Raw genomic sequence first — 13,551 nt, 5'->3', positions numbered from 1 at the left:
AGTATCGGTACATGTATAGATTTCATATGAGGTTTATATATCAAATTCAATTTGCATAAGGAGTGTGTGAAATGAATTCCCCAAAAAATTCTTTATATGAAGAAAAGTCTGGGCATTATTATAATGCAGTGAATCCGAATTTATTAAAGCATATAAAAAAGGAATGGAAAGAAGTTCTTGATATTGGTTGTTCGAGTGGTGCATTGGGAGCGGTCATAAAAGAAAACGGTACACGTGTATCAGGAATTGAGGCATTCCCAGAGGCGGCGGAACAAGCGAAAGAAAAACTAGATCATGTTGTTTTAGGCGATATAGAAACAATGGATATGCCGTATGAGGAAGAGCAATTTGATTGCGTTATATTTGGAGATGTATTAGAGCATTTATTTGATCCGTGGGCTGTCATAGAAAAAGTAAAACCATATATAAAGCAAAATGGTGTAATTTTGGCTAGTATACCGAACGTTTCTCACATCTCAGTATTAGCTCCCTTACTCGCTGGAAATTGGACGTATACAGAATATGGTTTATTAGATAAAACACATATTCGTTTCTTTACTTTTAATGAAATGCTACGAATGTTTTTAAAAGCAGGTTATTCGATTAGTAAAGTAGATCGTGTATATATTGATCATAAAATATATGAACCGCTTATTGAAGAACTATATGGAATTTGTAAAAAATATCGTCTTGGAAGTGGCTTCATGGCTGAGACGGTTGTATTTCAATATATTATTGAAGCAGAAAAATCGCAATTATGAGTGCGGCAGAGAAAACGATATTATTTGTTACGTGTATAAATGATCGGAAACTGTATGCACAATGTGCGCGACATATATTACAATTGGCAGTTCCTCCAGGATACACGATACAATTTATGCCGATTCGAAACGCAGAAAGTATGACGAGTGGATATAATAAAGCAATTTCGCATCCAGCGAAATATAAAATATATATACATCAAGATGTTTTTATTGTAAATGTAGGTTTTTTATATGGATTACTTCAATTGTTTCAGGAACATGAACATCTTGGGATGATTGGTATGGTTGGAGCTCAATATGTTCCTCCAAATGGAACGTGGAATATAGGCAGGGGAATTGTTGGGAAAGTAATTGGTTATATGAATGATTTATTTTATATGGCAAGTCAAGAAAGGCCGTACCATGAGTCAAAAACATTTATACCAGTTGAATGTATTGACGGTTTATTAATGGCAACGCAATACGATATTCCGTGGCGAGAAGACTTGTTTGATGGGTTTGACTTTTATGATGTATCTCAATCATTTGAATTTATTAAAGCTGGCTATACAGTTGGGGTTCCTGTACAGCGTGATGCGTGGTGTATTCATTATCATTTTGATGTGAATATGACCAACTATGAAAAGTATAGAAAGATATTTGTGGAGCACTATATGTCAGATGTAAATCAAGACGAATAGAGGGGCTACAAGATGAAGGATCATACAATATTAGTCGTTGTTTGTATAAATAATGAAGATTTATTTGAACAATGCGAGAGACAAATAAGAAATCTTTTTGTTCCCCCTGGTTATGTCGTACAAATTTTTCCGATACGAGATGCGAAAAGTATGGCAAGTGCATATAACCGAGCACTTTCATATCCCGCGAAGTATAAGGTTTATATACATCAAGATACGTATCTTATTAATCGAGAGATGTTTTATACACTCATTTCTCTTTTTAAAGATAACGAAAAACTTGGTTTAATTGGCGTAGCTGGTGCCCAGTTTTTACCGAGCAACGGGATATGGTGGGAAGGGAAAAATTTAGTAGGGAAAGTGATTGAATACAGAAGACAAAATTATCAATTGTTAAATTTAGATCAGCTGTTTTATGGGAATCAATCATTTATGTCAGTTCAGGCAATTGATGGATTATTAATGGCCACACAATATGATATTCCGTGGCGAGAAGACTTGTTTCAAGGATTCCACTTTTATGATGTGTCGCAGTCTTTAGAATTTCAAAAGGCGGGTTATTTAATTGGTATCCCTAATCAAGCGAATTTATGGTGTATTCACTACAATGGGGATGAGTTTGATGCGGATACATATGAGAAGTATCGGAAAGTGTTTGTAGAACATTACAAAGATATACTATCTCCATCATAAGGGAGAGATGTAGGATGAAAGGAATTATTTTAGCAGGTGGAACTGGATCGAGATTATATCCAATAACGAAAGTAACGAATAAACATTTGCTTCCTGTTGGACGTTATCCAATGATTTATCATGCGGTATATAAGCTGAAACAATGCGATATTACAGATATTATGATTATCACAGGGAAAGAGCATATGGGAGATGTTGTTAGTTTCTTAGGAAGCGGTCAAGAGTTTGGCGTGTCTTTTACGTATCGTGTGCAAGATAAGGCTGGGGGAATTGCACAAGCATTAGGACTTTGTGAAGATTTTGTCGGGAAAGATCGTATGGTAGTTATATTAGGAGATAATATTTTTTCAGATGACATTCGTCCTTACGTTGAAGAGTTTGCAAATCAAAAAGAAGGTGCGAAAGTACTGCTGCAATCTGTAGATGATCCGGAGAGATTTGGCGTAGCGCACATTCAAGACAGAAAAATAGTTGAAATTGAAGAAAAGCCGAAAGAGCCGAAAAGTTCCTATGCAGTTACAGGAATTTATTTGTACGATTCGAAAGTCTTTTCTTATATAAAAGAATTAAAACCTTCCGCAAGGGGAGAACTTGAAATTACAGATATCAATAATTGGTATTTAAAACGAGAGGTACTTACTTATAATGAAATGGGCGGTTGGTGGACTGATGCGGGAACTCATGTTTCTCTTCAAAGGGCGAATACGTTAGCACGGGATATAAACTTTGGTAAACAGTTTAACGGAGAATAGGTGAGAATATGAAAGTTGTAGAAACAAACTTTATCGACGCAAAATTGTTAGAACCGAGGTTATTTGGAGATGAGCGTGGCTTTTTTACAGAAAGTTATAATAAGAAGGTACTAGAAACATTAGGAGTTACGTATTCATTTGTACAGGATAATGTTTCTTATTCGGCAGAAGCGGGAACGATTCGGGGATTACACTTTCAAAAAAATCCGAAAGCACAAACGAAACTTATTCAAGTTATGCAAGGAGCAATCTATGACGTTATCGTTGATTTGCGAAAAGATTCACCAACGTTTAAACAGTGGAGAGGATATATTTTAAGCGCGGATAATCACCGGCAATTATTAGTGCCAAAAGGATTTGCACACGGCTTTTGTACACTTGTCCCGCATACGATTGTTATGTATAAAGTAGATGAGTATTATAGCGCCGAGCATGACTCAGGGTTACTTTGGGAAGATAAAGAATTAGCAATTCCATGGCCGGTAACAAGTCCTATTTTGTCTGATAAAGATCGAATATTACCGTTACTCCAGGAATGTGAAGATAGCTTTTGAGTAGGAGAGTTGTTATATGAATATATTAGTAACAGGTGGGGCCGGATTTATTGGAAGTAATTTTGTTCATTACATGTTACAAAGCTATGAAACATATAAAATTATTAATTTCGATGCATTAACATATAGCGGGAATTTAAATAACGTGAAGTCTCTTCAAAATCATCCGAATTACTCTTTTGTAAAAGGGGAAATTCAAAACGGAGAGCTGCTGGAGCATGTTATTAAGGAGCGTGACGTACAAGTAATTGTCAATTTCGCAGCTGAATCACATGTGGACCGTAGCATTGAAAATCCGATTCCTTTTTATGATACAAATGTAATTGGGACAGTCACCTTATTAGAATTAGTAAAAAAATATCCACATATTAAACTCGTGCAAGTATCAACAGATGAGGTGTACGGCTCTTTAGGGAAAACAGGGCGATTTACTGAGGAAACCTCGTTAGCTCCAAATAGCCCATATTCTTCAAGTAAGGCGAGCGCCGACATGATAGCTTTATCTTATTATAAAACATATCAATTACCAGTTATAGTAACGCGTTGCTCCAATAACTATGGACCGTATCAATATCCTGAAAAGTTAATTCCGTTAATGGTTACGAATGCGTTGGAAGATAAAAAATTACCGTTATATGGCGATGGATTAAATGTAAGAGATTGGTTACATGTAACGGATCATTGTAGTGCGATTGACGTCGTTTTGCATAAGGGACGTATAGGGGAAGTATATAACATAGGTGGAAATAATGAAAAAACAAATATAGATGTTGTGGAACAAATTATTACTCTCTTAGGAAAAACGAAAAAAGATATTGCGTATGTTACAGACCGTTTAGGACATGATCGTCGTTATGCGATTGATGCACAAAAGATGAAGAATGAGCTCGGGTGGGAACCGCAGTATACGTTTGAACAGGGGTTGAAAGAAACGGTGGAATGGTATGAACATCATATAGAATGGTGGAAACCACTAAAAGAAAAGTAAGGGGCATATAAATGAAAGAACGGATTATCATAACAGGAGCAAACGGTCAATTGGGAAAGCAACTACAAGAAGAGTTAAATCCTGAAGAATATGACATATATCCATTTGATAAAAAGTTACTAGATATAACAAATATATCCCGAATGCAGCAAGTGGTACAAGAAATAAAGCCACATATCATTATTCATTGTGCAGCGTATACGAAGGTCGATCATGCGGAGAAAGAACAAGATATTGCTTATGTAATAAATGCAATAGGAGCTCGAAATGTAGCGGTTGCTTCCCAATTAGTAGGGGCGAAGTTAGTTTATATTAGCACTGATTATGTATTTCAGGGCGACAGACCGGAGGGATACGATGAATTTCATAATCCGGCGCCGATAAATATATACGGAGCTTCTAAGTATGCGGGAGAGCAGTTCGTTAAAGAGCTACATAATAAATACTTTATCGTTCGTACATCGTGGTTATATGGTAAGTATGGAAATAATTTTGTGAAAACGATGATGCGATTAGGTAAAGAAAGAGAAGAAGTATCTGTTGTAGCAGACCAAATCGGTTCTCCTACTTATGTGGCGGATCTAAATGTAATGATTAATAAGCTCATTCATACTTCTTTATACGGTACGTATCATGTGTCAAATAGAGGTTCATGTTCTTGGTTTGAATTTGCAAAAAAAATATTTTCGGATGCAAATATGAAAGTGAATGTATTACCTGTTTCAACCGAAGAATTTGGATCGGCGGCAGCGAGACCGAAATATTCTATTTTCCAACATAACATGCTACGATTAAATGGTTTTTCACAAATGCCTTCTTGGGAAGAAGGATTAGAGCGGTTTTTTATAGAAACAAAAAGTCATTAACAAAATTTAAGTTAATGACTTTTTTGTTTGCCTTTAAGAGGTTTTATGGTACTATAATTATAGTATCAGGTACTAATAACAAGTATAAGTAATTCTGGGAGGATATATCATGGAACTATTACAAGGGAAAACATTTGTTGTTATGGGCGTTGCGAACCAAAGAAGTATTGCGTGGGGAATTGCTCGCTCTTTGCATAATGCAGGTGCAAAATTAATATTCACATTTGCAGGAGAACGTTTAGAGAGAAACGTTCGTGAATTAGCGGACACATTAGAAGGACAAGAATCACTTGTATTACCTTGTGATGTAACAAATGATGAAGAACTTACAGCTTGCTTTGAAACAATCAAGCAAGAGGTTGGTACAATTCACGGTGTTGCACACTGTATTGCTTTTGCAAATCGTGATGATTTAAAAGGTGAATTTGTAGATACTTCTCGCGATGGATTTTTACTTGCACAAAATATTAGCGCATTCTCTTTAACAGCTGTAGCAAGAGAAGCGAAGAAAGTAATGACAGAAGGCGGAAATATTTTAACGTTAACATACCTTGGCGGCGAGCGCGTTGTGAAAAACTATAACGTTATGGGTGTTGCGAAAGCTTCATTAGAAGCGAGCGTGAAATATTTAGCTAACGATTTGGGCCAACATGGCATTCGCGTTAACGCTATTTCTGCAGGACCAATTCGTACGTTATCTGCAAAAGGTGTAGGCGACTTTAACTCAATCTTAAGAGAAATTGAGGAACGCGCACCACTTCGTCGTACAACAACTCCAGAAGAAGTTGGGGATACAGCAGTATTCTTATTCAGTGATTTAGCACGCGGCGTAACAGGAGAAAACATTCACGTTGATTCAGGGTATCATATCCTAGGTTAAATATAATAGTAATTTTTAAAGGACAATCTCTACATGTTGAGATTGTCCTTTTTATTTGTTCTTAGAAAGAACGATTTTTAACGAAAGTTCTTACCACGTTATGAATATAACTATAATAGTACACGATTTATTCAGCTACGTATGGAAGTGGGAGGGACGAGTGTGAAAAATAAAAATAAAAGTTCAACAGTTGGAAAACCGTTGTTATATATTGCGCAAGTCAGTTTGGAACTTGCTGCACCGAAAATAAAAAGGATTATCTTAACAAACTTTGAAAGTGAGGATCGAAGAGAAGAACGTAATAGAAATGAAAATGCTGTAAGTAGTGCTGTGGAAGAGGTAATAGAACAACAAGAGCAGCAAGTAGAAGAAATAGAAGAAGAGGAACCAGTACAAGAACAGCAAGAACAGCAAGAACAGCAAGAGCCAGTGAGAACAGTCCCATATAATAAATCATTTAAGGATATGAATAATGAAGAGAAAATTCACTTTTTATTAAACCGCCCTCATTATATTCCGAAAGTAAGGTGCAGAATAAAAACGGCTACCGTTTCTTATATTGGATCGATCATCTCGTATCGTAATGGAATTGTAGCTATTATGCCACCAAATAGTATGAGAGATATTAGGTTAGCTATAGAAGACATTAAATCAATTGATATGGCCGGCTTTTAAATATGTAAAGGTGGTAGAAAGCTTCTACCACCCCAATAGTTTTTTAGTTCACTTTATTTATTAGATAGAAACGTCGCGTAAGCACTGGATTGCACAGAAACAGCTTAAATCAACAGTGATGCAAGTAGATGTTGATACTAGTCGTGCATTTGGTACAGCTAAAAACGTACAAATTGGGTCGTCGCCAGGTGGTACAGTAGATCCATCACCTAATACAACAGTTAACACACGTAGTACAGCACAGCTATCATCGTCTACACTTTCTACACGGAAAATTGGGGATTGGCAGCTAGTAAGGCTTGCAGATGGTGCAAATGCTTCAAATGGTGTTCCAGCTTTTGTGTATAAAATAAAAGGGCGTGTATTCGCTACTGATGCCGTGTTGTGTGCGCCTAAAAATGGAATTTCACAACCAGATCCACATGTTGTTGTAGAACAATCTTGTAATTCATTGATGAATTTTACAACGTCAACTACACAATGAGAAGAGCTATGGTGTTTATTTTCGTTACAACTCATTAATGTCACTCCTTATCTTCTTGTTTGTATTTACATTAATAAGATATTGGAGTCGAGGAGATTTGGTCACAATCTCAAGACCTTTTTTTTTAAATAGGCGAAAGAAGATAGGGGAAGGTGGAATCATGCTGTTTACAAGTTGGCTTTTATTTTTTATTTTCGCGTTAGCTGCTTTTAGGCTCACTCGTTTAATTGTTTATGATAAAATTACAGCCTTTTTGCGGCGACCGTTTATTGACGAATTAGAGATTACAGAGCCGGATGGAAGTGTATCAACTTTTACAAAAGTAAAAGGTAAAGGATTAAGAAAGTGGATTGGCGAATTATTAAGCTGTTATTGGTGTACAGGTGTATGGGTTAGTGCTTTTTTATTAGTTTTATATAATTGGATCCCTATCGTTGCAGAGCCATTACTTGCATTATTAGCTATTGCAGGTGCAGCAGCAATTATTGAAACAATCACAGGATATTTTATGGGAGAATAATATATTTTTATAATATGAGAGAAAGCGGAGTTTAAAAGAATGAGGGAACGGAAATAAAGAGTTGTTCATATAGTAAATAGACAGAATTGACAGTAGAGGAGATGTTTGCTGTGAGCAATAATCCAAGGCAAAATTCATATGACCTGCAGCAATGGTATCATATACAGCAACAACACCAAGCGCAACAACAGGCATATCAAGAACAATTACAGCAACAAGGATTTGTGAAGAAAAAGGGATGTAATTGTGGGAAAAAGAAGAATGTAATAAAACACTATGAAGAATGAAACACTCATGTTACTGTGAGTGTTTTTTATTATATATAAAAAGCGGTATTTCAAAGGAGAAATACCGCTTTCTACTAGCTAATTTGTGCAACTGTTAATGCTGCAGCACGGATGTCCACAGTTCCAAGCAATTCAACTGGCACAATTTGAATTAAGTCACCAGGGTTTAAGTTAATAAGAATAACACCACTGGATACATCTACTTCACCAGTACCAATAACGTTAGAACGAACCGCTGTACCTGATCCAGGAATAATGTTAGCCGGCGTACCTAGTGATAAGAAGAAACGACCAGCTTCTGGTGCTGTAGGAACGTTATCAAGACTAATTGTTAATGTATAACTGATTTGATAAATACCAGCTACTTGAATTCGAATGCCATCTCCGACACTTACTGTATTGTTTATTACAGGAACAGTAATGTTTGGGTTTGGACTTACGCTAGGTAATAGTAATGGTGTGAATAATGAAGCGAACTGAGGGCCGGAAGCGTTGAAAGCAAAACCGAAGGCAGGTAGTGTACTAGCTGGTTTCGCCTCACAATCAATGTTAGGAAATTCGCAATCAGAAGAGAACATGTTTTTCACTCCTTTATCTGTTTCTACTTTCAGTTAATGAAAAGGACAGGTTCTATGTTCTAGACAAGTTCCCAATTTTATGAAAAATACATAATAATACCTTTTAAGCATGGATTGGGTGGCAGAAAACTCTGCCACCCAATCCATGCTTAAATTAGTATTCAGTTTTATATAGAAACATCGCGTAAGCATTGAATAGCGCAGAAGCAACTTAAATCAACAGTAAGACAAGTAGAGCTTGATACGAGTCGTGCATTTGGTACGGCTAAAAACGTACAAATTGGGTCATCACCAGGTGGTACAGAGGTACCATCACCTAAAACTACAGTCAATACACGTAATACAGCACAGTCATCATCATCTATACTTTCTACGCGGAAAATTGGAGATTGGCAGCTAGTAAGGCTTGCAGATGGTGCAAAGGCTTCAAAAGGTGTTCCAGCTTTTGTGTATAAAATAAAAGGACGTGTATTTGCTACTGATGCATTGTTATGTGCACCTAAAAATGGAACTTCGCAACCAGATCCACATGTTGTCGTGGCACATTCTTGTAATTCATGTATAAAACGAACGACATTTGATACACAATTGAAATCAAAATCATGTTGATTATCTTCGTTACAATTGCAGCTCATTATGTTCACTCCTTATCGTGAGTTCTGACATACACTATTACAATATGAATGGGATATGGTTGATATTACGTTAATTCTTATGATAAAAACAGGGAATTTATATAGTAGGGATGTACATAATGCAATATGAAAAAAAGACATCCTTATTTAGTGGATGTCTTTTCAGGTAAATCTTTTCGCGCAGTATATAAAAAACGAGAGATATCTAATTTTTTTCCTCTGAAAAATTGCGGAGAGGAAATGTAAAGTTCTTCTTTCGCACGTGTAATTGCGACATAAAGTAGTCGACGTTCTTCTTCTAAAGCTTCAGAAGTCTCTGTAACACGATCATTGGCATCTTTTAAAGAAGAAGTATGGGGAAGAATACCATCGCTCGCTCCAAGTAAAAAGACACATGGAAATTCAAGACCTTTTGCGTTATGAATAGACATAAGCGAAACAGCATTTTTTTCCGGCATTGTTTTTAATGCTTCCATTTCTTTTTGACCTTGAATTGCTTCATCAATAAATTGTAAGTATGCTGGAATATCGGTGAAACGAGTTGCAGACTCCATTAATTCTTCTAACATTTCTTCTTGTATATCTTTATGCATCGTAAAGGAAGAGCGATCATTACTTTGTAAGTACTCTAAATACTTCCCTTTACCATGAATAATTTCTTTTAATGCTTTTTTCGGCTCTAATTCTTTTATAAATTTAATAAAATCGATACGCTCATTTACCTTTTTCACTTGAAAAGGTTTTAAGCTCGGATTTAATAATAAGAAATGAAGAAGAGAAGGGAAGCGGCCCTCACCATATTTCCATTGTTCACGTTCAATAAATGAAATACAATCATCACGCCCAATATACATCGTTGGCAATATATTTGAAAGTGATTCTAATCGAAACGGTTCAATCACCAGTCTTAAATGATCTAATACAGGTTTAATTAAAGAATGTTCATAAAATGATTGACTCGCCCCGTGCTTAATAAACGGGATTTTGTGAATGGTAAGCTGATCAAGTAACGAACGGCTTACAGAATGTGTGCGGTACAGTAAACAAAAATCTTTAAAGTTACGTTCGCCGCTATCTACTTTTTCTTGAATGAGCTGCAAAATTTGATTTGCTTCATCAAGAGTCGTAGCAGGTCTTGCGTAAAAAGGTTGTACACCTTCTTCGCGTACAGAATATAGCTCTTTATCAAAACGTTCTTGATTTAGTTTGATAACTTCATTTCCAAGTCCGACGATAAAAGGATTGGATCGATAATTCGTATTCAGTGCGATAATCGTAGTGTTATCAAATTCTTTTGGAAAAGATAAAATAATTTGGTGACTTGCTCCTCGCCAACCGTATATCGCCTGGTCGTCATCACCTGCGATAAATAAATTATTTCTTGGCGTGGCTAACAATTTTACAATTTCATATTGTGCATACGATGTATCTTGGAACTCATCTACTTCAATATAGTGGAAACGTTGTTGTAATTGGGTAAGTAAAGGAGCGTTATTTTCTAACATATAATATGTTTCTAATAAGATGTCATCGAAATCAATATAATTATATCGTTGTTTCACTTCTTCAAAACGCTCGTATACTTCTTTAAATTCTTGTTCAACGGGTGTTTTTGCTTTTACATCTTTCGGACGATTCAATTTGTTTTTCTCAAGTGAAATCATAGCGAGCATCGTCTCAGCATCATAATCGTCTTTTAAGCGTAACTCTTTTAAAATTTTCTTTATCATAATTTGTTTATGTTTTTCGTTTGCTAAAATTTGCTGATTATATCCTTGACTACGAAGCAATTTTAAAAAGACAGAGTGGAAGGTACCAGCAACAACGTAGCTACTTGCAGCACGATTCATACCTGGTAAATTCGCTACACGATTTCGGATTTCTTCAGCTGCTTTTTGTGTAAATGTAAGTAATAAAATATTGCGCGGATGAACTTGTTTTACATTTACTAAATAACCTACGCGAGTTGTTAAAACAGACGTTTTCCCGCTTCCAGCACCAGCTAATGTAAGGACAGGGCCTTCTGTCGTTCGCACGGCTTCTAATTGTTTTTCATTTAAAAATACATTTTGTTGCTCGAGCGCGCGGAAATACGCTGCATCCGCATCTTCTTCCATAATTAAATGAGTAGATGTTTTCGGAATATGATATGTTGCACGCGGAATATCAGCGTGCGTTAATGATTTTTGTGAAAATTTTTCTTGTGTCATATATTCACCTTCAAAACTATAGCATCAACATTTAACTTTAGCGGAAGAAAAAGAAAATAGCAATGTAAAAAACAGGAGGGGATACCTCCTGTTTTCAAATTACAATTCTTTTATCATAACGATGTGAGGAATATTTGCTTCCATGAATACATCAGAATTCGTTACATATCCAAGTTTCTTATAGAAATCTTCAGCATGTGTTTGGGCGTGCAGCTTTAATTTTGGTAGCGAGTTTTCCTTCGCATACGCTTCAAGTGCATCCATAACAATTTTTCCAATGCCTTTTTTACGATGGGAAGCTAGTACGCAAATGCGTTCCATTTTTCCTATTCCATCCATTATGCGAAAACGACCAGCACCAACTGGAACATCATTATCATATATAACAACGTGTGTTGAAGTTTCTTCAAATTCATCATACTCTTCTTCAGCAGAAACTTGTTGTTCATTCACAAATACTTGCTTACGTACAGAGAATGCGTCTCTTAGTTGTTCGTCCGTTTGTACGATCTGTGCGTGCAAATTAGTTGTGCCCCTTTCCAAGGTGGAATGTTTCGTGTACAGTCCATGTTCCATTTTCTAATTGATATAGAAGATGGAAGCGATCAATTGGTTGTTCATAATAGAAATCTTTCATACGTAATCGACCTAATACATCAGCATGCTCTGCATCTGATAAGCCTTGTCCGATTGTTAAATGAGGTACGAAAGCATATTCGCGTTCTTGTGTAAAGAATTCACTATGCATTTCTTCATTTAAGAAAGTAAGTTCAGGTGTTTTTTCTACTTTAAAATAAAGAACATTATTAACAGGTGCGAATGAACCAACTTTTCCGACGTGAAGGGTGAAAGGGTTCGTTTTACTTGCGATTGTATGTAACTCGTTTACAATCGATTCTAAGTGTTCATCTTGCGTCTCAAAGGGTGTTTTCAATGTAATGTGTGGCGGAACTAATGCGTAGTGCGGATCATAACGTTTACGCAATCCGTTCGCTTTATCTTGAATCATTTTAGATGGAAAAATTACAATGCCTAATTTCATGTTCCAATTCCTCCCTTTGTAAGTCTAGTTAGATTTTGAGAAAAACAAATCTCTCTATCTATTATATCAAATTATTCTGAATACTGCTCTCTATTATTTCATTGATAGAATATGAGAGAAAGCTTTCGGTAAATCAGTTTGCCAATATTTCCACGTGTGGTTACCTTCAAACTCCTCGTAATGCGTGATGAAATTTCTATCTGTCAGAAGCGTATTAAGCTCACGGTTCGGTTGTACGAAATCAGATACTTGTCCATCCGTGCGCTTTACAGCGGTTTCTTCTGTCCCAATAACGTGATAAAGGTCTAGCGCCTCCGGATTTTTGAAGTCTTTTGCTAAGTTCATCACTGTTTCATCCACAAATGGTGATTGCATAACGACTTTACCGAATGTATGCGGATACATAAGTGCAGTCATGAAGGAAACTGTTCCGCCAAGAGAATCACCAATTAACACACGACCTTTTCCCATTTGGTACGTTGGATAATTTTCATCGATATATGGTGCAAGTTCATGAGCAAGGAAACGAATATACGCAGCGTTTTTTACGTCATTTGGGAAATATTTTTCTTTACGATCGTGTACATTTTTATATGGAATACCGACAATAATTGTACGGTCAATTTCTTCAGTTTCACGAAGGCGCTCAATTACACGGTGCGCTTTACCAAGCTGAAAATAATCTCTACCATCTTGTGCAATTACAACTGTATGTTTGTGCAGTGGTGTGTAATTTACCGGTAAGTAAACGAGAAGTGTAACATCTTCTTGAAGTGATGCACTATAAAATGAAATTTCTTCAATTCTCCCGATTGTTTGATTCATGTAGATCCCCCTAAATAAAAATTTACTGTAATGATTGTAAGAGCGACGCTTGTAGTGAAAAAGCAAGAAATATTCACTAATAGGTGCTTTCGTTTCTATTTTACCATAATGGTACGAA

General features: G+C 36.2%; 18 protein-coding genes. 11 read left to right on the top strand and 7 right to left on the bottom strand.

Annotation, left to right across the window (positions count from 1 at the left end; genetic code table 11):
- Positions 1–71: 71 nt before the first annotated feature.
- From MR115_RS17930 to MR115_RS17890, 9 genes are all read left to right on the top strand, one after another.
- Positions 72–761, top strand: coding sequence for a class I SAM-dependent methyltransferase (locus MR115_RS17930; RefSeq protein WP_063260254.1), 690 nt, complete (start codon positions 72–74; stop codon positions 759–761).
- Complete coding sequence (locus MR115_RS17925; RefSeq protein ID WP_242242196.1) at positions 758–1,444, top strand: glycosyltransferase family protein; 687 nt, start codon at positions 758–760, stop codon at positions 1,442–1,444. The genes MR115_RS17930 and MR115_RS17925 overlap by 4 nt, the downstream gene beginning before the upstream one ends.
- A 12-nt stretch (positions 1,445–1,456) precedes the next feature.
- Positions 1,457–2,137: a glycosyltransferase family protein gene (locus MR115_RS17920; RefSeq protein ID WP_061678748.1), complete on the top strand. Its 681-nt coding sequence runs from the start codon at positions 1,457–1,459 to the stop codon at positions 2,135–2,137.
- A 14-nt stretch (positions 2,138–2,151) separates the two neighbouring features.
- Positions 2,152–2,889, top strand: coding sequence for a sugar phosphate nucleotidyltransferase (locus tag MR115_RS17915; protein WP_061678749.1), 738 nt, complete (start codon positions 2,152–2,154; stop codon positions 2,887–2,889).
- Positions 2,890–2,897: 8 nt separating this feature from the next.
- Positions 2,898–3,443 (top strand): dTDP-4-dehydrorhamnose 3,5-epimerase, encoded by a 546-nt coding sequence (gene rfbC, locus MR115_RS17910; protein WP_061678750.1) that lies wholly within the window; start codon positions 2,898–2,900, stop codon positions 3,441–3,443.
- 16 nt (positions 3,444–3,459) lie between these two features.
- Positions 3,460–4,431, top strand: a complete 972-nt coding sequence (gene rfbB / locus MR115_RS17905; RefSeq protein WP_242242195.1) for a dTDP-glucose 4,6-dehydratase — start codon at positions 3,460–3,462, stop codon at positions 4,429–4,431.
- An 11-nt stretch (positions 4,432–4,442) separates the two neighbouring features.
- On the top strand, positions 4,443–5,297 hold the full coding sequence (gene rfbD / locus MR115_RS17900) for a dTDP-4-dehydrorhamnose reductase (protein WP_242242194.1): 855 nt from the start codon (positions 4,443–4,445) through the stop codon (positions 5,295–5,297).
- 109 nt (positions 5,298–5,406) lie between these two features.
- Complete coding sequence (gene fabI, locus MR115_RS17895; RefSeq protein ID WP_002158869.1) at positions 5,407–6,177, top strand: enoyl-ACP reductase FabI; 771 nt, start codon at positions 5,407–5,409, stop codon at positions 6,175–6,177.
- Between the two features lie 141 nt (positions 6,178–6,318).
- The gene (locus MR115_RS17890) at positions 6,319–6,852 is read left to right on the top strand and encodes a CotO family spore coat protein (protein ID WP_242242193.1); all 534 of its coding nucleotides are present in this window, start codon (positions 6,319–6,321) and stop codon (positions 6,850–6,852) included.
- Positions 6,853–6,912: 60 nt separating this feature from the next.
- Here the strand turns inward: MR115_RS17890 and exsY are convergent, their stop codons facing one another.
- A complete protein-coding gene (gene exsY, locus MR115_RS17885; RefSeq protein ID WP_061678754.1) occupies positions 6,913–7,371 on the bottom strand; it encodes an exosporium assembly protein ExsY in 459 nt (152 codons plus the stop codon).
- 125 nt (positions 7,372–7,496) lie between these two features.
- Here exsY and MR115_RS17880 point away from each other — a divergent pair, with 125 nt between their 5' ends.
- Positions 7,497–7,856 (top strand): DUF1360 domain-containing protein, encoded by a 360-nt coding sequence (locus tag MR115_RS17880; RefSeq protein WP_000899662.1) that lies wholly within the window; start codon positions 7,497–7,499, stop codon positions 7,854–7,856.
- A 101-nt stretch (positions 7,857–7,957) separates the two neighbouring features.
- Positions 7,958–8,143, top strand: coding sequence for a hypothetical protein (locus MR115_RS17875; RefSeq protein WP_061678755.1), 186 nt, complete (start codon positions 7,958–7,960; stop codon positions 8,141–8,143).
- Positions 8,144–8,217: 74 nt separating this feature from the next.
- On the opposite strand, the gene exsF is transcribed toward MR115_RS17875, so the two are convergent.
- The 6 genes from exsF to MR115_RS17845 form a co-directional block, all read right to left on the bottom strand.
- Positions 8,218–8,721 (bottom strand): exosporium protein ExsF, encoded by a 504-nt coding sequence (gene exsF / locus MR115_RS17870; protein WP_061678756.1) that lies wholly within the window; start codon positions 8,719–8,721, stop codon positions 8,218–8,220.
- 167 nt (positions 8,722–8,888) lie between these two features.
- Positions 8,889–9,356: a spore coat protein CotY gene (gene cotY, locus MR115_RS17865; protein WP_061678757.1), complete on the bottom strand. Its 468-nt coding sequence runs from the start codon at positions 9,354–9,356 to the stop codon at positions 8,889–8,891.
- Positions 9,357–9,499: 143 nt separating this feature from the next.
- Positions 9,500–11,566: an ATP-dependent helicase gene (locus tag MR115_RS17860; protein ID WP_000191180.1), complete on the bottom strand. Its 2,067-nt coding sequence runs from the start codon at positions 11,564–11,566 to the stop codon at positions 9,500–9,502.
- 99 nt (positions 11,567–11,665) lie between these two features.
- On the bottom strand, positions 11,666–12,088 hold the full coding sequence (locus tag MR115_RS17855) for a GNAT family N-acetyltransferase (RefSeq protein ID WP_242242192.1): 423 nt from the start codon (positions 12,086–12,088) through the stop codon (positions 11,666–11,668).
- A gap of 1 nt (position 12,089) precedes the next feature.
- A complete protein-coding gene (locus MR115_RS17850; protein ID WP_061678759.1) occupies positions 12,090–12,608 on the bottom strand; it encodes a YjcG family protein in 519 nt (172 codons plus the stop codon).
- 93 nt (positions 12,609–12,701) lie between these two features.
- Entirely contained in the window at positions 12,702–13,433 is a 732-nt protein-coding gene (locus tag MR115_RS17845; protein ID WP_242242191.1) for an alpha/beta hydrolase, read from the bottom strand.
- Positions 13,434–13,551: the final 118 nt, after the last annotated feature.

Source organism: Bacillus cereus group sp. BfR-BA-01309, from assembly GCF_022664315.1.
In the GTDB taxonomy this organism is placed as follows: Bacteria; Bacillota; Bacilli; order Bacillales; family Bacillaceae_G; genus Bacillus_A; species Bacillus_A mobilis.
Note: the sequence above shows the minus strand (reverse complement) of the source record. Positions and strands in the feature narration are given on the sequence as shown.